At 67.7% G+C, this 17,702-nt stretch carries 12 protein-coding genes and 1 tRNA gene; 12 read left to right on the top strand and 1 reads right to left on the bottom strand.

The window, feature by feature from the left end:
* Positions 1–27 precede the first annotated feature (27 nt).
* From IG86_RS0127305 to IG86_RS0127255, 11 genes are all read left to right on the top strand, one after another.
* A tRNA-Trp gene (locus IG86_RS0127305) sits at positions 28–100 on the top strand.
* Between the two features lie 106 nt (positions 101–206).
* Positions 207–488 carry a preprotein translocase subunit SecE gene (gene secE / locus IG86_RS0127300; RefSeq protein WP_030825982.1) on the top strand — a complete coding sequence of 94 codons (282 nt, stop codon included), beginning with the start codon at positions 207–209 and terminating at the stop codon, positions 486–488.
* An 82-nt stretch (positions 489–570) separates the two neighbouring features.
* Positions 571–1,449 (top strand): transcription termination/antitermination protein NusG, encoded by an 879-nt coding sequence (nusG, locus tag IG86_RS0127295; protein ID WP_030825979.1) that lies wholly within the window; start codon positions 571–573, stop codon positions 1,447–1,449.
* Between the two features lie 184 nt (positions 1,450–1,633).
* Positions 1,634–2,068 carry a 50S ribosomal protein L11 gene (gene rplK, locus IG86_RS0127290; protein WP_030026644.1) on the top strand — a complete coding sequence of 145 codons (435 nt, stop codon included), beginning with the start codon at positions 1,634–1,636 and terminating at the stop codon, positions 2,066–2,068.
* Between the two features lie 89 nt (positions 2,069–2,157).
* Positions 2,158–2,886: a 50S ribosomal protein L1 gene (rplA, locus tag IG86_RS0127285; RefSeq protein ID WP_030653588.1), complete on the top strand. Its 729-nt coding sequence runs from the start codon at positions 2,158–2,160 to the stop codon at positions 2,884–2,886.
* 189 nt (positions 2,887–3,075) lie between these two features.
* Positions 3,076–4,044, top strand: coding sequence for an SCO4651 family lipoprotein (locus IG86_RS0127280; protein WP_030900358.1), 969 nt, complete (start codon positions 3,076–3,078; stop codon positions 4,042–4,044).
* Between the two features lie 64 nt (positions 4,045–4,108).
* The gene (locus tag IG86_RS39100) at positions 4,109–5,023 is read left to right on the top strand and encodes an SCO4651 family lipoprotein (protein ID WP_157854901.1); all 915 of its coding nucleotides are present in this window, start codon (positions 4,109–4,111) and stop codon (positions 5,021–5,023) included.
* Between the two features lie 269 nt (positions 5,024–5,292).
* Positions 5,293–5,823: a 50S ribosomal protein L10 gene (rplJ, locus tag IG86_RS0127270; RefSeq protein WP_030653597.1), complete on the top strand. Its 531-nt coding sequence runs from the start codon at positions 5,293–5,295 to the stop codon at positions 5,821–5,823.
* Between the two features lie 111 nt (positions 5,824–5,934).
* Positions 5,935–6,318, top strand: coding sequence for a 50S ribosomal protein L7/L12 (gene rplL / locus IG86_RS0127265; RefSeq protein ID WP_030825971.1), 384 nt, complete (start codon positions 5,935–5,937; stop codon positions 6,316–6,318).
* A 567-nt stretch (positions 6,319–6,885) separates the two neighbouring features.
* Positions 6,886–10,368, top strand: a complete 3,483-nt coding sequence (gene rpoB, locus IG86_RS0127260) for a DNA-directed RNA polymerase subunit beta (protein ID WP_030026653.1) — start codon at positions 6,886–6,888, stop codon at positions 10,366–10,368.
* A 101-nt stretch (positions 10,369–10,469) separates the two neighbouring features.
* Entirely contained in the window at positions 10,470–14,369 is a 3,900-nt protein-coding gene (locus IG86_RS0127255) for a DNA-directed RNA polymerase subunit beta' (protein WP_030653599.1), read from the top strand.
* A gap of 100 nt (positions 14,370–14,469) precedes the next feature.
* On the opposite strand, the gene IG86_RS0127250 is transcribed toward IG86_RS0127255, so the two are convergent.
* Positions 14,470–16,962, bottom strand: a complete 2,493-nt coding sequence (locus tag IG86_RS0127250) for a YfhO family protein (RefSeq protein WP_244306095.1) — start codon at positions 16,960–16,962, stop codon at positions 14,470–14,472.
* Positions 16,963–17,330: 368 nt separating this feature from the next.
* Here IG86_RS0127250 and rpsL point away from each other — a divergent pair, with 368 nt between their 5' ends.
* Positions 17,331–17,702, top strand: coding sequence for a 30S ribosomal protein S12 (gene rpsL / locus IG86_RS0127245; protein ID WP_007265893.1), 372 nt, complete (start codon positions 17,331–17,333; stop codon positions 17,700–17,702).

Below are 17,702 nucleotides of genomic sequence, written 5' to 3'. Positions count from 1 at the left end.
CCGGATGCGGTAGGTTGGGGGACGCAAAGGGTCGTAGCTCAATTGGTAGAGCACTGGTCTCCAAAACCAGCGGTTGGGGGTTCGAGTCCCTCCGGCCCTGCTCCACACTCCTTCTCGGATGTGTGTGCGCAGGTACGTACTTAGATGCAACGCCGTGCGGCGCAACCGGGCGCGGTACGGCCACGACCCGGATTCAGGTGAGAGACGTGACGGACGCCCTGGGCTCCATCGACATGCCTGACGCCGAGGACGAGACGCGCGAGAAGAAGGCCCGCAAGGGCGGCAAGCGCGGCAAGAAGGGTCCTCTGGGCCGTCTCGCGCTTTTCTACCGCCAGATTGTCGCGGAACTCCGCAAGGTTGTCTGGCCCACTCGCAACCAGCTCACGACGTACACCACCGTGGTGATTGTCTTCGTGGTCATCATGATCGGTCTGGTGACCGTGATTGACTATGGGTTCCAGGAAGCCATCAAGTTCGTCTTCGGCTGATCCCCGCGGAGGGCGGCGCCTTGATGGGTGCCGCCTCTTTTCGCATGTTCCACCACCTTTTTTCCAGGAAGAAGCAGCCACCGTGTCTGACCCGAACCTGAACGCGAGCCACGACTCCGTCGAGTCCGTCGAGGACGAGCTCGACATCGTCGAGGCGGCAGACGCTGTGGACCCCGACGAGGCCGAGCTCGCCGACGTCGAGGCGGGTGAAGCCGCCGAGGAGGCCGCGCTGCACGTCTCCGACGACGAGGCGGACGAGGTCGAGGCCGACACCGAGCTCGAAGAGGCCGCCGACGACGCCGAGATCGCGGAGGAGGCCGAAGAGGCCGAGCCCGCCGAGCCGGTCGACCCGATCCAGGCCCTGCGCGAGGAGCTGCGCCTCCTGCCCGGCGAGTGGTACGTGATCCACACCTACGCCGGCTACGAGAAGCGCGTGAAGGCCAACCTGGAGCAGCGCGCCGTCTCGCTGAACGTCGAGGAGTTCATCTACCAGGCCGAGGTGCCCGAGGAAGAGATCGTCCAGATCAAGAACGGCGAGCGCAAGAACGTCCGGCAGAACAAGCTGCCCGGCTACGTTCTCGTCCGCATGGATCTGACGAACGAGTCCTGGGGCGTCGTCCGCAACACCCCCGGCGTCACCGGCTTCGTGGGCAACGCGTACGACCCGTACCCGCTGACCCTGGACGAGATCGTCAAGATGCTCGCCCCGGAGGCGCAGGAGAAGGCGGCCAAGGCCGCCGCGGAAGAGGCCGGTCTGCCCGCGCCCGCCGTCAAGCGCACCATCGAGGTCCTGGACTTCGAGGTCGGCGACTCGGTCACCGTCACCGACGGCCCGTTCGCCACGCTCCAGGCGACCATCAACGAGATCAACCCCGACTCGAAGAAGGTCAAGGGCCTCGTCGAGATCTTCGGTCGCGAGACCCCGGTCGAGCTCAGCTTCGACCAGATCCAGAAGAACTGATCCACTCCGCGTGGGTCACGGCTTCTGAGCCACAGCTTCCGGACAGGTCAGGCCACCCCTCAAGGGTGGTCTGACCTGCTCGGTTTTTAGCCCCGCACTGATACCCGTTATCGTGGTGCGGTATGCCTCCATCCGGATGACCGGATCGGCGGCTGAAAACTCTCACTAGGACCCGGAGAGAGCAATGCCTCCCAAGAAGAAGAAGGTCACGGGGCTTATCAAGCTCCAGATCAAGGCCGGTGCGGCCAACCCGGCTCCGCCGGTCGGCCCCGCGCTCGGTCAGCACGGCGTCAACATCATGGAGTTCTGCAAGGCCTACAACGCCGCGACCGAGTCGCAGCGTGGCATGGTCGTGCCGGTGGAGATCACGGTCTACGAGGACCGCACCTTCACCTTCATCACCAAGACTCCGCCGGCCGCGCGCCTCATCCTGAAGCACGCGGGCATCGAGAAGGGCTCCGGCGAGCCCCACAAGACCAAGGTCGCCAAGCTCACGGCTGCCCAGGTCAAGGAGATCGCCGAGCTGAAGATGCCCGACCTGAACGCCAACGACATCGACGCGGCCGTCAAGATCATCGCCGGCACCGCGCGTTCGATGGGCGTCACCGTCGAAGGCTGATCCAGCCACCCCCTCGCACCATCAGTGGTAGGACCAAGCGCTGGTCCGCACCACGACTCCATGCCTGAAGCCACAACACAGGAGCAGAAGTGAAGCGCAGCAAGACTCTCCGCGCTGCGGACGCCAAGATCGACCGGGAGAAGCTCTACGCCCCGCTCGAGGCCGTCCGTCTCGCCAAGGAGACCTCCTCCACCAAGTTCGACAGCACCGTCGAGATCGCCTTCCGCCTGGGTGTCGACCCGCGCAAGGCCGACCAGATGGTCCGCGGCACCGTGAACCTCCCGCACGGCACCGGCAAGACCGCCCGGGTCCTGGTCTTCGCGACCGGTGACCGTGCTGCGGCCGCGGAAGCCGCCGGCGCCGACATCGTCGGCGACGACGAGCTGATCAACGAGATCGCCAAGGGCAACCGCCTCAACGAGTTCGACGCCGTTGTCGCCACCCCGGACCTCATGGGCAAGGTCGGCCGCCTCGGCCGCGTGCTCGGTCCCCGTGGCCTCATGCCGAACCCGAAGACCGGCACCGTCACGATGGACGTCGCGAAGGCTGTCACCGAGATCAAGGGTGGCAAGATCGAGTTCCGCGTCGACAAGCACTCGAACCTGCACTTCATCATCGGCAAGGTCTCCTTCTCCGACGACCAGCTCGTCGAGAACTACGGCGCGGCCCTGGACGAGATCCTTCGTCTGAAGCCGTCCGCCGCCAAGGGCCGCTACCTGAAGAAGGCCGCCCTCAGCACCACCATGGGCCCCGGCATCCAGCTGGACCCGAACCGCACCCGGAACCTCCTCGTCGAGGAAGACCCGGCTGCCGTCTGACTTGGCCGAGCCTGACGGCTCACCGAGCGGCTCCACGGGCCCCTCGCCCCCTTCACGGGTGGCGGGGGGCCCGTTCCCGTGTCAAAGGCCACACATCCCCCGGCCACGGCCATATCGGCGCGCGGTGCGGCGAGGGGGGAACGTAGGCTCGCCCTGCAGAACCGATCAAGCAAGGGGTGGGGGACCTCAGTGTCGAACCAGACCAAGACGTACCGGAAGAAGACCCTCGGCGCCGCACTGGCGGCCGTGCTGCTCGTGGGCGGCGCCACGGCGTGCGAGAACGGCAAGAAGGACGACGCCGGCAAGGCGGCCGCCCCCGCGGCGTCCGCGCAGCCGAGCAGTCCCGCGGCCGGCGGCAGCGCCACCGAGGCGCTCACGGCGGCGTACAAGAAGACCTCCGCCGCCAAGTCGGCCAAGGTCCGCATGACGATGTCGATGCCCGCCTCGCTCGGCGCCGGCGCCGGTGGCGGCACGATGGAGATGACGGGCGTCCAGGGCTGGGACCCGACCGTCATGGACATCACCATGAAGGGCGGCGCGCTCAGCGGGGCGGGCGCCGAGTCCATGCGCATGATCATGGCGAACGACGTCATGTTCATGGAGATGCCCGCCGACTCGCCCCTGTCCGCGGGCACCGAGGGCAAGCGCTGGATGAAGCTGGACCTCGCCGCCGCGGCCCAGGCCTCCGGCGACGCCGAGGCCATGAAGAAGCTCAGCGGCATGGGCGGCATGGACCAGAGCCAGGACCCGGCCAAGCAGCTCGCCCTGCTGCTCGCCTCGCCGAACGTGAAGCACGTAGGTGCCGAGAAGGTCGAGGGGACGGACACCGAGCACTACAAGGGCACCCTGAGCTTCGAGGAGATGCTGGCCGCCAACCAGAAGGCCGACGCGCTGACCGCGGACGAGCGGGCCAAGCTGGTCGACGCCATGAAGAAGGCCGGCATCAAGGGCTACGACATGGACGTCTGGGTGAACAAGGACGGCTACCCGGTCCACATGAAGGTCGCCATGGGGATGCCGCAGGGTGCCGTGAACGTGGACGCCTACTACTCGGACTACGGGTCCGCGGCCACCGTCCAGGCACCGCCGGCGAGCGAGACCTTCGACCTCTTCGGCATGCTCAAGGAGCTGGGCGGCCAGGGCGGCGCGGGAGCCTGACCCCTTCCGCGCCCTTCGGCGACACGCAGGTCAGAACGTAGATGCACGTATGGGGGAGAACCAGATGAACAAGGCTGTCCGGACCCGGGCCGGGGTGGCGATCGCCGGCACCGCACTTCTCGTGGGCGGCCTCACGGCCTGCGGCGCCGGGGCCGACGGGGCGGGCGGGGGCAAGGGGGCCGACGCCAAGGCCCACGACCCCGTGGAGGCGGTGAAGGCGTCCTACCTGAAGACGGTGGCCGCCAAGTTCGCCAAGGCCGAGGTGTCCACCGTCGGGACCGACGGCAAGACCAGCGGCCAGTCCGGCACGAAGGGCTGGTACCCGTCCAGCCACGACGTGATCCTCAAGGAGGGCGGCGGCGAGCCCGACACCCGCTCGATCATGATGGGCGACACCGTCTACACCCAGCTGGACAAGCCCCTCAAGGGCAAGACCTGGATGCAGATGGACCTGGCCAAGGACGGCAAGCCGGGGGTGCGGCTGAACGAGGACCCGGCCGAGTACCTGGCCATGCTGCTCGGCCAGAAGAAGCTCACGCACGTCGGGGCCGAGGCGGCCGACGGCATCGACGCCCAGCACTACAAGGGCAGCTTCACCAACGCGGACCTGGTCACGGCGGACGAGACCACCAAGGTCATGGAAGAGAAGAACCGCCAGTACCTGCGCGAGTCCGTGAAGCACATCACCGCCTTCGAGATCGACCTGTGGATCGGCAAGGACGGCTACCCGGTCCGCGTCGACAGCTCCAGCACGGACGGCAAGGGCACGTCGAAGACCACGGCGAAGTTCTCCGAATTCGGCAAGCCCGCCGCCGTCCAGCCGCCGCCGGCCGATCAGGTCGTCACCTTCGACGCCGTGATGAAGGGCGTCGACGCCGACCTCGAACAGGTCGACAAGGACCTGGACGCGGCCGACAAGAGCCTGGAGGAGGCCGACAAGACACTGCGGGACGCAGGGCTGCCCGGCCTTCGCAGCTGACCGGTCCGCCGCCCGGCGGCTGACCGATTTGCCTCGACCGGAACCCTTCACGTAGTCTTCCCCGGAAGCCAAAGACCGCTGGTCGTTGCCGTGCCCGCAAGGGGGCGGTGGCCGAAGGATCCGCTGAATGCGGACGACCCGCGCAGGTGACTGTGGAAGGTTCCCGGAATTCGTTCCGGTTGAGCCACGCCCTGGCGCCTGCGCCGGGGCGTTTCGTTTTTCAGCCCCTTCTGAGCGGTCCTCATCACCCGGAAGGAGGCGAACGCACCATGCCGACGCCCAACAAGGCTGCATCGGTGGCCGAGCTCAAGGACGCGTTCCAGAGCTCCAACGCCGCCGTGCTGACCGAGTACCGGGGTCTCACCGTCGCGCAGCTCAAGACGCTGCGTCGCTCCCTTGGTGAGAACGCCCAGTACGCCGTGGTGAAGAACACGCTGACCAAGATTGCGGCCAACCAGGCCGGGATCACCGCGCTGGACGAGCACTTCGCTGGTCCGACCGCGGTCGCCTTCATCACCGGTGACCCGGTGGAGTCGGCGAAGAGCCTGCGTGACTTCGCCAAGGACAACCCCAACCTGATCATCAAGGCGGGTGTCCTTGATGGTAAGGCGCTCTCCGCCGATGACATCAAGAAGCTTGCGGACCTCGAGTCCCGCGAGGTTCTGCTCAGCAAGCTGGCCGGCGCGTTCAAGGGCAAGCAGTCCCAGGCTGCCTCGCTCTTCCAGGCGCTGCCGTCGAAGTTCGTCCGCACCGCGGAAGCGCTTCGCGTCAAGCTCGCCGAGCAGGGCGGTGCCGAGTAATTCGGCTCGCGCATTGATCCGCGCCGCCTAGTGCGCGGGTCGTAGCGGGCCGTTACGCCCGCCTCTATAGACACATCGGCACCTGCCGAATTAGTGGAAGGATCGCCCATCATGGCGAAGCTCTCTCAGGACGACCTCCTCGCCCAGTTCGAGGAGATGACCCTCATCGAGCTCTCCGAGTTCGTGAAGGCCTTCGAGGAGAAGTTCGACGTCACCGCCGCCGCGGCCGTCGCCGTTGCCGGCCCGGCCGGCCCGGGTGCCGCTGTCGAGGCCGAGGAGGAGAAGGACGAGTTCGACGTCATCCTCACCGGTGCCGGCGACAAGAAGATCCAGGTCATCAAGGTCGTGCGCGAGCTGACCTCCCTGGGTCTGAAGGAGGCCAAGGACCTCGTGGACGGCGCTCCGAAGCCGGTCCTCGAGAAGGTCGCCAAGGACGCCGCCGAGAAGGCCGCCGAGGCCCTCAAGGGCGCCGGTGCGGCCGTCGAGGTCAAGTAACACCTCTGAGGCCCTCCTGAGGCCTCAACCAAGGGCGATCACCCGTAAGGGTGGTCGCCCTTTGGCGTACCCGCAGTGCCTGACTTGCCCTGGTCTCGTTGGGGAGTAGGGTGATCATCGTTGCCCCGACGCAGGGTCCGAAGATGATCCGCTCGGAGCAGGGGGCCTTGACGAACGGGACGCGGCGCAGCATTCTCAGACCCGTCGAGAGGTCGACCGCCTCGATCCGAGATCCGAGGCATGGATCGACTACGAAGAGGGCAGTACTGATACGCGCTCTGTGTGCGGGGCGCCGCAGCGTTGGACGCAGTTTGAACGACATGGGGAAGGCCTGTTGCCGGTTTCCGGAAACCTGGTCTGGACATCAGTGAGCCGAGTGGCTACACTGACCCTTTGCGCTGCCTGTTAGCTGTCCCCTGCCCGTCGCCAGGGACATGCCCACGCTTGAGCACACTTGATTGATCTGCCCTGACCTGGCCTTTTGGGCCGGAATCGGGGGGCCTGTCTTCTGTGTCTGCTGGGACCGGTACGCGCGTAGTGAGTCCGAGCCCTCGGAAGGACCCCCTCTTGGCCGCCTCGCGCAACGCCTCGACCAATACGAACAACGGTGCCAGCACCGCCCCGCTGCGCATCTCCTTTGCAAAGATCAAGGAGCCCCTCGAGGTTCCGAACCTCCTGGCGCTGCAGACCGAGAGCTTTGACTGGCTGCTCGGCAATGCCGCCTGGAAGTCTCGCGTCGAGTCGGCGCTTGAGAGTGGACAGGACGTCCCCACCAAGTCCGGTCTGGAAGAGATCTTCGAGGAGATCTCGCCGATCGAGGACTTCTCCGGGTCGATGTCGCTGACCTTCCGCGACCACCGTTTCGAGCCGGCGAAGAACTCCGTCGACGAGTGCAAGGAGCGCGACTTCACGTACGCGGCTCCGCTGTTCGTCACGGCCGAGTTCACGAACAACGAGACCGGAGAGATCAAGTCTCAGACGGTCTTCATGGGCGACTTCCCGCTCATGACCAACAAGGGCACCTTCGTCATCAACGGCACCGAGCGTGTCGTCGTGTCGCAGCTTGTCCGTTCCCCTGGTGTCTACTTCGACTCCTCCATCGACAAGACGTCCGACAAGGACATCTTCTCCGCCAAGATCATCCCGTCCCGGGGTGCCTGGCTGGAGATGGAGATCGACAAGCGCGACATGGTCGGCGTCCGCATCGACCGCAAGCGCAAGCAGTCCGTCACCGTCCTCCTGAAGGCTCTCGGCTGGACCACCGAGCAGATCCTCGAGGAGTTCGGCGAGTACGAGTCCATGCGCGCCACCCTGGAGAAGGACCACACCCAGGGTCAGGACGACGCGCTGCTCGACATCTACCGCAAGCTGCGCCCGGGCGAGCCGCCGACCCGCGAGGCCGCTCAGACGCTGCTCGAGAACCTCTACTTCAACCCCAAGCGCTACGACCTCGCCAAGGTCGGCCGCTACAAGGTGAACAAGAAGCTCGGCGCCGACGAGCCGCTCGACGCCGGTGTGCTCACCACCGACGACGTCATCGCCACGATCAAGTACCTGGTCAAGCTGCACGCCGGCGAGACCGAGACGATCGGCGAGTCCGGCCGTTCGATCGTGGTCGAGACCGACGACATCGACCACTTCGGCAACCGTCGTCTGCGCAACGTCGGCGAGCTCATCCAGAACCAGGTCCGCACGGGTCTGGCTCGTATGGAGCGCGTCGTGCGCGAGCGCATGACCACCCAGGACGTCGAGGCGATCACGCCGCAGACCCTGATCAACATCCGGCCGGTCGTCGCCTCCATCAAGGAGTTCTTCGGCACCAGCCAGCTGTCGCAGTTCATGGACCAGAACAACCCGCTCTCGGGCCTGACCCACAAGCGCCGCCTGTCGGCGCTGGGCCCCGGCGGTCTGTCCCGTGAGCGGGCCGGCTTCGAGGTCCGTGACGTCCACCCGTCGCACTACGGCCGCATGTGCCCGATCGAGACCCCCGAAGGCCCGAACATCGGTCTGATCGGCTCGCTCGCGTCCTACGGCCGCGTCAACGCGTTCGGTTTCGTCGAGACCCCGTACCGCAAGGTCATCGACGGCGTCGTCACCGACGAGGTCGACTACCTGACGGCCGACGAGGAAGACCGCTTCGTCATCGCGCAGGCCAACGCGGCCCTGTCCGAGGACATGCGCTTCACCGAGAACCGCGTCCTGGTCCGCCGTCGTGGCGGCGAGATCGACTACATCGCCGGCGGCGACGTCGACTACATGGACGTCTCCCCGCGCCAGATGGTGTCCGTCGCGACCGCGATGATCCCCTTCCTGGAGCACGACGACGCCAACCGTGCCCTCATGGGCGCGAACATGATGCGCCAGGCCGTTCCGCTCATCAAGGCGGAGGCCCCGCTCGTCGGCACCGGCATGGAGTACCGCTGTGCGGTCGACGCCGGTGACTCGATCCGTGCGGAGAAGGACGGTGTCGTCCAGGAGGTCTCGGCCGACTACATCACCGTCGCCAACGACGACGGCACGTACACCACGTACCGCGTCGCCAAGTTCTCCCGCTCGAACCAGGGCACCTCGGTCAACCAGAAGGTCATCGTCAACGAGGGTGACCGGATCGTCGAGTCCCAGGTCCTCGCCGACGGTCCCGCGACCGAAGAGGGCGAGATGGCCCTCGGCAAGAACCTGCTCGTCGCGTTCATGCCCTGGGAAGGTCACAACTACGAGGACGCGATCATCCTGTCGCAGCGCCTCGTGCAGGACGACGTCCTCTCCTCGATCCACATCGAGGAGCACGAGGTCGACGCCCGTGACACCAAGCTCGGCCCCGAGGAGATCACCCGGGACATCCCGAACGTCTCCGAGGAGGTCCTCGCGGACCTCGACGAGCGCGGCATCATCCGCATCGGTGCGGACGTCGTCGCCGGCGACATCCTGGTCGGCAAGGTCACGCCCAAGGGTGAGACCGAGCTGACCCCGGAGGAGCGTCTGCTCCGCGCGATCTTCGGTGAGAAGGCCCGCGAGGTGCGTGACACCTCGCTCAAGGTCCCCCACGGTGAGATCGGCAAGGTCATCGGTGTCCGCGTCTTCGACCGCGAGGAGGGCGACGAGCTTCCCCCGGGCGTGAACCAGCTGGTCCGCGTCTACGTCGCCCAGAAGCGCAAGATCACCGACGGTGACAAGCTCGCCGGCCGTCACGGCAACAAGGGTGTCATCTCCAAGATCCTCCCGATCGAGGACATGCCGTTCCTCGAGGACGGCACCCCGGTCGACATCATCCTGAACCCGCTGGGTGTCCCGTCCCGAATGAACCCGGGACAGGTCCTGGAGATCCACCTCGGCTGGCTCGCCAGCCGCGGCTGGGACGTCTCCGGTCTGGGTGAGGAGTGGGCCGAGCGACTGAAGGCCATCGGCGCCGACCGCGTCGAGCCCGGCACCAACGTCGCCACCCCCGTGTTCGACGGCGCCCGCGAGGACGAACTCGCCGGCCTGTTCGAGCACACCATCCCGAACCGCGACGGTGACCGCCTGGTCCTCCCGTCCGGCAAGGCGCGCCTGTTCGACGGCCGCTCCGGCGAGCCGTTCCCGGACCCGATCTCGGTCGGGTACATGTACATCCTCAAGCTCCACCACCTGGTCGACGACAAGCTCCACGCCCGTTCGACCGGTCCGTACTCGATGATCACGCAGCAGCCGCTGGGTGGTAAGGCACAGTTCGGTGGCCAGCGATTCGGTGAGATGGAGGTGTGGGCGCTCGAGGCTTACGGCGCGGCCTACGCCCTCCAGGAGCTGCTGACCATCAAGTCCGACGACGTCACCGGCCGCGTGAAGGTCTACGAGGCCATCGTCAAGGGCGAGAACATCCCCGAGCCGGGCATTCCCGAGTCCTTCAAGGTGCTCATCAAGGAAATGCAGTCGCTCTGCCTCAACGTGGAGGTGCTGTCCTCGGACGGCATGTCCATCGAGATGCGCGACACCGACGAGGACGTCTTCCGCGCGGCGGAGGAGCTCGGTATCGACCTGTCCCGGCGCGAGCCGAGCAGCGTCGAAGAGGTCTGACGGGCCTGACGGGGGGCTCACGAACAGAGCCCCCCGTCATCCCCGGGACCGTTCAGACCACTGATCAAGAGACACGACCCCGAAAGAGGGATTGACGCACAGTGCTCGACGTCAACTTCTTCGACGAGCTGCGGATCGGCCTTGCCACCGCGGACGACATCCGAACCTGGTCGCACGGCGAGGTCAAGAAGCCGGAGACCATCAACTACCGCACCCTGAAGCCCGAGAAGGACGGACTCTTCTGCGAGAAGATCTTCGGTCCGACCCGGGACTGGGAGTGCTACTGCGGCAAGTACAAGCGTGTCCGCTTCAAGGGCATCATCTGTGAGCGCTGTGGCGTCGAGGTCACGCGCGCCAAGGTGCGCCGTGAGCGCATGGGCCACATCGAGCTTGCCGCTCCCGTTACCCACATCTGGTACTTCAAGGGCGTCCCGTCGCGCCTGGGCTACCTGCTGGACCTCGCGCCGAAGGACCTCGAGAAGGTCATCTACTTCGCCGCGTACATGATCACGTTCGTCGACGACGAGCGTCGCCAGCGCGACCTGCCGTCGCTGGAGGCCCACGTCTCCGTCGAGCGCCAGCAGATCGAGAACCGCCGTGACGCGGACCTCGAAGGCCGTGCCAAGAAGCTCGAGTCCGACCTGGCCGAGCTCGAGGCCGAGGGTGCGAAGGCCGACGTGCGCCGCAAGGTGCGCGAGGGTGCCGAGCGCGAGATGAAGCAGCTCCGTGACCGCGCCCAGCGCGAGATCGACCGCCTCGACGAGGTGTGGGCCCGCTTCAAGAACCTCAAGGTCCAGGACCTCGAGGGCGACGAGCTGCTCTACCGCGAGCTGCGTGACCGCTTCGGCACGTACTTCGACGGCTGCATGGGCGCCGCCGCGCTGCAGAAGCGCCTGGAGTCCTTCGACCTCGAGGAGGAGGCCGAGCGCCTCCGCGAGATCATCCGTACCGGCAAGGGCCAGAAGAAGACCCGTGCGCTCAAGCGCCTCAAGGTCGTCTCCGCGTTCCTGCAGACCAGCAACAAGCCCAAGGGCATGGTGCTCGACTGCGTGCCGGTCATCCCGCCGGACCTGCGTCCGATGGTGCAGCTGGACGGTGGCCGCTTCGCGACCTCCGACCTGAACGACCTGTACCGCCGCGTGATCAACCGCAACAACCGCCTGAAGCGCCTTCTCGACCTCGGTGCCCCCGAGATCATCGTGAACAACGAGAAGCGCATGCTCCAGGAGGCCGTTGACGCCCTCTTCGACAACGGTCGTCGTGGCCGCCCGGTGACGGGCCCCGGCAACCGTCCGCTGAAGTCCCTCAGCGACATGCTGAAGGGCAAGCAGGGTCGATTCCGTCAGAACCTTCTCGGTAAGCGTGTGGACTACTCCGCGCGTTCCGTGATCGTCGTCGGTCCGCAGCTGAAGCTGCACCAGTGCGGCCTGCCCAAGGCCATGGCGCTGGAGCTCTTCAAGCCGTTCGTGATGAAGCGCCTGGTCGACCTGAACCACGCGCAGAACATCAAGTCGGCGAAGCGCATGGTCGAGCGCGGCCGCACGGTCGTGTACGACGTGCTCGAAGAGGTCATCGCCGAGCACCCGGTCCTGCTGAACCGTGCGCCCACGCTGCACCGCCTCGGCATCCAGGCCTTCGAGCCCCAGCTGGTCGAAGGCAAGGCCATCCAGATCCACCCGCTCGTCTGCACCGCGTTCAACGCGGACTTCGACGGTGACCAGATGGCCGTGCACCTGCCGCTCTCCGCGGAGGCGCAGGCCGAGGCCCGCATCCTGATGCTGTCCTCGAACAACATCCTCAAGCCGGCCGACGGCCGTCCGGTCACGATGCCGACCCAGGACATGGTCCTCGGTCTGTTCTTCCTGACCACCGACGGTGAGCTCCGTGACACCAAGGGCGAGGGCCGCGCGTTCGGCTCGACGGCCGAGGCGACCATGGCGTTCGACGCCGGCGAGCTCGCGCTGCAGTCGTCCGTCGACATCCGCTTCCCGGTGGGCACCATCCCGCCGCGTGGCTGGGTGCCGCCGGTCGCCGAAGAGGGCGAGCAGGAGTTCCAGCCGGGCGACAGCTTCCGCCTGCGCACCACCCTGGGCCGCGCGCTCTTCAACGAGCTGCTGCCCGAGGACTACCCGTTCGTCGACTACTCGGTGGGCAAGAAGCAGCTCTCCGAGATCGTCAACGACCTGGCGGAGCGCTACCCCAAGGTCATCGTGGCGGCGACGCTCGACAACCTGAAGGCGGCCGGCTTCCACTGGGCGACCCGTTCGGGCGTCACCGTGGCCATCTCCGACGTCGTCGTACCCGAGGCCAAGAAGGCCATCGTCGCGGGCTACGAGGCGCAGGACGAGAAGGTCCAGAAGCAGTACGAGCGCGGTCTGATCACCAAGGACGAGCGCACGCAGGAGCTCATCGCGATCTGGACCAAGGCGACCAACGAGGTTGCCGAGGCGATGAACGCGAACTTCCCCAAGACGAACCCCATCTTCATGATGGTTGACTCGGGTGCCCGAGGAAACATGATGCAGATGCGACAGATCGCCGGTATGCGTGGTCTGGTGTCGAACGCGAAGAACGAGACCATCCCGCGTCCGATCAAGGCGTCCTTCCGTGAGGGCCTCACCGTTCTGGAGTACTTCATCTCCACGCACGGTGCCCGTAAGGGTCTGGCGGACACCGCCCTGCGTACCGCCGACTCGGGTTACCTGACCCGTCGTCTGGTGGACGTCTCGCAGGACGTGATCATCCGCGAGGAGGACTGTGGCACCGAGCGCGGTCTGAAGCTGAAGATCGCCGTTCGCGGCGAGGACGGCGTGCTGCGCAAGGCCGACGACGTCGAGACCTCGATCTACGCCCGCATGCTGGCCGAGGACGTCGTCATCGACGGCAAGGTCATCGCGCCGGCCAACGTCGACCTCGGTGACGTGCTCATCGACGCCCTGGTCGCCAACGGCGTCGAGGAGGTCAAGACCCGCTCGGTCCTGACCTGTGAGTCCGCGGTCGGCACCTGTGCCTTCTGCTACGGACGCTCCCTCGCCACCGGCAAGCTGGTCGACATCGGTGAGGCGGTCGGCATCATCGCCGCCCAGTCCATCGGTGAGCCCGGTACCCAGCTGACGATGCGTACCTTCCACACCGGTGGTGTGGCCGGTGACGACATCACGCAGGGTCTGCCGCGTGTCGTCGAGCTCTTCGAGGCCCGTACCCCGAAGGGTGTCGCCCCGATCTCCGAGGCCGCCGGCCGCGTGCGGATCGAGGAGACCGAGAAGACGAAGAAGATCGTCATCACGCCCGACGACGGCAGCGACGAGACGGCGTTCCCGATCTCGAAGCGCGCCAAGGTCATCGTGCACGAGGGCGACCACGTCGAGGTGGGCCAGAAGCTCACCATGGGTGCCACCAACCCGCACGACGTGCTGCGCATCCTCGGCCAGCGTGCCGTCCAGGTCCACCTGGTCGGCGAAGTCCAGAAGGTCTACAACTCGCAGGGCGTGTCGATCCACGACAAGCACATCGAGATCATCATCCGGCAGATGCTGCGCCGCGTGACGATCATCGAGTCCGGCGACGCGGAGCTTCTGCCGGGCGAGCTGGTCGAGCGGTCGAAGTTCGAGACCGAGAACCGTCGCGTGGTCACCGAGGGCGGTCACCCCGCCTCCGGCCGTCCGCAGCTGATGGGTATCACCAAGGCCTCGCTCGCGACCGAGTCGTGGCTGTCGGCGGCGTCCTTCCAGGAGACGACCAGGGTCCTGACGGACGCGGCGATCAACGCCAAGTCCGACTCCCTGATCGGCCTCAAGGAGAACGTCATCATCGGTAAGCTCATCCCGGCCGGTACGGGCCTCGCCCGCTACCGCAACATCCGGGTGGAGCCCACCGAGGAGGCGAAGGCCGCGATGTACTCGGCCGTCGGCTACGACGACATCGACTACTCGCCCTTCGGCACCGGCTCCGGCCAGGCCGTCCCGCTGGAGGACTACGACTACGGCCCGTACAACGGCTGAGAACTCGTAAGAAGAAGCCCCCCGCTGCTCCGAGAGGAGTGGCGGGGGGCTTCTTCGTGCCCGCGTCCCCCGGGGTGTCCCCCGGGGGCGCGACGGCGGGTCAGCGCCGGCGTCGGAAGCGGGTGGCTGCCGGGACCGCCAGGAGGGTCAGGAGGGCCAGGGCGGCGGCTGCCAGGCCCGGGGTGAGGCCCTTCGGGGTGAAGGTGCAGGAGACCTTGTCCGTGCCCGGGGGGAGGTCCACGGCCAGGAGGCCGTGGAAGGGCCTGACGGGGGCCGAGCAGCTCCAGCCGGGGACGGCGGTGGTGGCGATGACCGCGGTGCCCCGGGTGTTCGCGGGGACGGTGGCCTCGATCGAGTGACCGCCGACCTCGACCGCGGTGGCGCCGGTGGCCTTCAGGCGGTCGACGGCAGAGCCGAGGGCCGTCCGGTCCAGGCAGCCCAGCGGGTGGGCGCCCGCGTCGGCGCCCTTCGTACGGGTCCGCACGGTGACGTCGACCTTGCCGGAGGCGGGGACGGCGCCGAGCGGGGTCACCCCCGTCATCTCGTCCTCCAGCGGCTTCTCGGTGTCGCCGGCGCGGAGGGTGCCGTAGAGGGCGGGGGAGTACCAGTAGGCCTCGGAGCCGGGCCGGCACCGGGCCGCGTACGTCTGGACCTCGGGGTCGCCGCCGCGGGTGACCTGCGGGACCTCGTAGACCGTGGCGCCCAGGACGGTCTCCTGGCGGGCGTAGACGCTGCCGGCCGGGTTGGGGGAGGCGTACGGGGCGGTGCGGACGGTGACCAGCGGGGGCGCCGGGAACCTCTCGCTCGTCCAGCTGTTCGGGGCGGTGCCCGGCCTGACCCGCGCGCCGATCGAGAAGATCGCGTCGAGCACCGGGTTGTCGGAGCCGAAGAAGGTCCGGCCGTCGTTCTTGAAGCCGTATCCCAGGGGCTCCAGCGCCCGGTAGGTGGCCTCGGGGAGGTAGCTGCTGTAGTACTGCGGCCCCTCCGCGCGCAGCGCCAGGGCGTCGTTGTACGCGGTCTGCGGCGCGCCCGAGTCGGTGCGGTACGCGGGCCAGTCCTCGACGCCGCGGACGGCGTCGAAGTGCCGGGCGATCGACTGGTTCGAGGTGGCGACCGGCTTCGCCCAGCGCTCGCGGGCCCGGCGGGCGTCGGCGCCGGCCGCGGCCACGGTGGACTCGGCGAGGACGACGCCGATCATCAGCACGGCGGCCACCGGGACCAGGAAGCGGCGCTTCTCGCCCAGCCGCAGCAGGACCAGGGCCAGCAGCGAGACGCCCCCGCCGCAGAGCACCGCCGGCCAGGTCCAGCCGCCGAAGTCGTCGGTGCGGCGCAGTACGAAGGTGGCGGCGACCAGCAGGGCGGCCATCAGGGCCAGGTGCCGCGGCCGCGGCCGGTTGGCCAGTGCCAGCCAGGCCAGGACCACCACCATCCCGCTGAAGACGAAGGTCTCGCGGTACGGGTTGCCGTTCGGCACCGCCAGCCCGTGCCACACGTACTGCGTGGGCGGGAACTGGAAGGAGGCGAGGACCAGCGCGGTGGCGACCGCCCACACCAGGCGGGTGCGGCGCGCGACGGCGGTGTTGAGGAGGAAGGAGCCGGCCAGGATCAGGCCGAGGGAGGCCACGTAGAGCCGGGGGCGGCCGCCCCACAGGTGCGTGGCCGGCAGCATGCCCGCGAAGAAGACCTCGATCCGTACCGGGTCGAAGGCGGCGGCCTTGGTGGGCTGCGCGGCTCCGCTGGACAGGAACGACGGCAGCAGCAGCGGGAGCGTGAGCAGGATCCCGGTCCCGGCGGCCGTCGCGGCCCGCCACAGGGCCAGCAGCCGGTCCCGGCCCGTCGTGTCGCGGGTGGCGAGGCGGATCGCCAGCAGAACGCAGGCGGCCATCGTGGCCATCATCGCGGTGTAGAAGTTCCCGAACCAGGCGAGCGCGACCAGCAGGGTCGCACCCGGCCAGCGGCGCCCCTCCAGGCACCACTCGACGGCGATGCCGAGCATCGGGAGGGCGACCAGGCCCCAGAGCCACATCGGGATGTACGAGGCGTCGCTGAGCGCCCAGCCGCACAGGCCGTACGTCGCGCCGAGCACGCCGCGCTGCCACCACGGGCCGGCGTGCAGCTTGCCGAGGTACACCGTCATCACGGCGGCCGCGGTGCCCATCGTGAGCGGGGTGACCGCGAAGACGGCGAGGTCGACGTGGGCGCGCGGGACCAGGACGGCCAGCCAGGAGAACGGGTTGCCGAGGTAGGTGTGGTAGTCGGACAGGAACTGCTGTCCGAATCCGCCGCGCCAGGTGAAGAGCAGGTCGCCGGCGGCCTGCCCGTGGACCAGGTCCCACAGCGCCCGGTGGAAGGGCACGTACTGGTTGGCCTGGTCGTTGACGGCCCGCCCGGTGTTGCCGAAGGGGAACGTGCCGCGCGCCACCCAGGCCGCGCAGAAGGCGGTCACGGTCACGAGGAAGGCCAGCAGGGGGCCGCGCAGGCGGGCGGATCCGCGGACCGAGCGGCGGACGGACCGGCCGACGGACCGGCGGACGGCCGACGGGCGGTCCGGAGCCGGGGGCCGGGCGTCGACTGTGGTCGGCTCGGGTGCCACGGTCCCCAATGTGCTGCTCCCTGCTGATCGACTCGCGGGCGCCCAGCGCCCGGGCAAGGTGTCAGTTTAGGGCGCCGGGGCGGGCCGCCGGGCCGAACGGCCCCCCTCCCGCTTGCGCGCGGCGGGTTTTCGTGCTGGGCATTTGTTTTGACCTACCTCTGTGAGGTAGGTACGCTCTGACCTTGTGCCTGGGGTGTGCCCTGGGCTCCCGCGTGCGCTTAAGACCCGCGGTGAGCCGAGAAGACCACACCGCGATCCGTGCCCCTCTCACCTCGGTGGAAGTGTGCAGGGTCCGACACACCCGACCGCGTGGGTCGGCAAAGTTCCAGGTTAGCTTCACTACACGGCACACAGAAACCGGAGAAGTAGTGCCTACGATCCAGCAGCTGGTCCGTAAGGGCCGGCAGGACAAGGTCGAGAAGACAAAGACTCCCGCGCTCGAGGCCTCGCCCCAGCGTCGCGGCGTCTGCACGCGTGTGTTCACGACCACCCCGAAGAAGCCGAACTCGGCGCTCCGTAAGGTCGCGCGTGTGCGTCTGACCTCCGGCATCGAGGTCACCGCTTACATTCCGGGTGAGGGACACAACCTGCAGGAGCACTCGATCGTGCTCGTGCGTGGTGGCCGTGTGAAGGACCTGCCGGGTGTTCGTTACAAGATCATCCGCGGTGCGCTTGACACCCAGGCTGTCAAGAACCGCAAGCAGGCCCGCAGCCGCTACGGCGCCAAGAAGGAGAAGTAA

The organism is Streptomyces virginiae, assembly GCF_000720455.1.
Taxonomy (GTDB): Bacteria; Actinomycetota; Actinomycetes; order Streptomycetales; family Streptomycetaceae; genus Streptomyces; species Streptomyces virginiae.
This window is presented reverse-complemented; position numbering and strand designations above follow the sequence as displayed.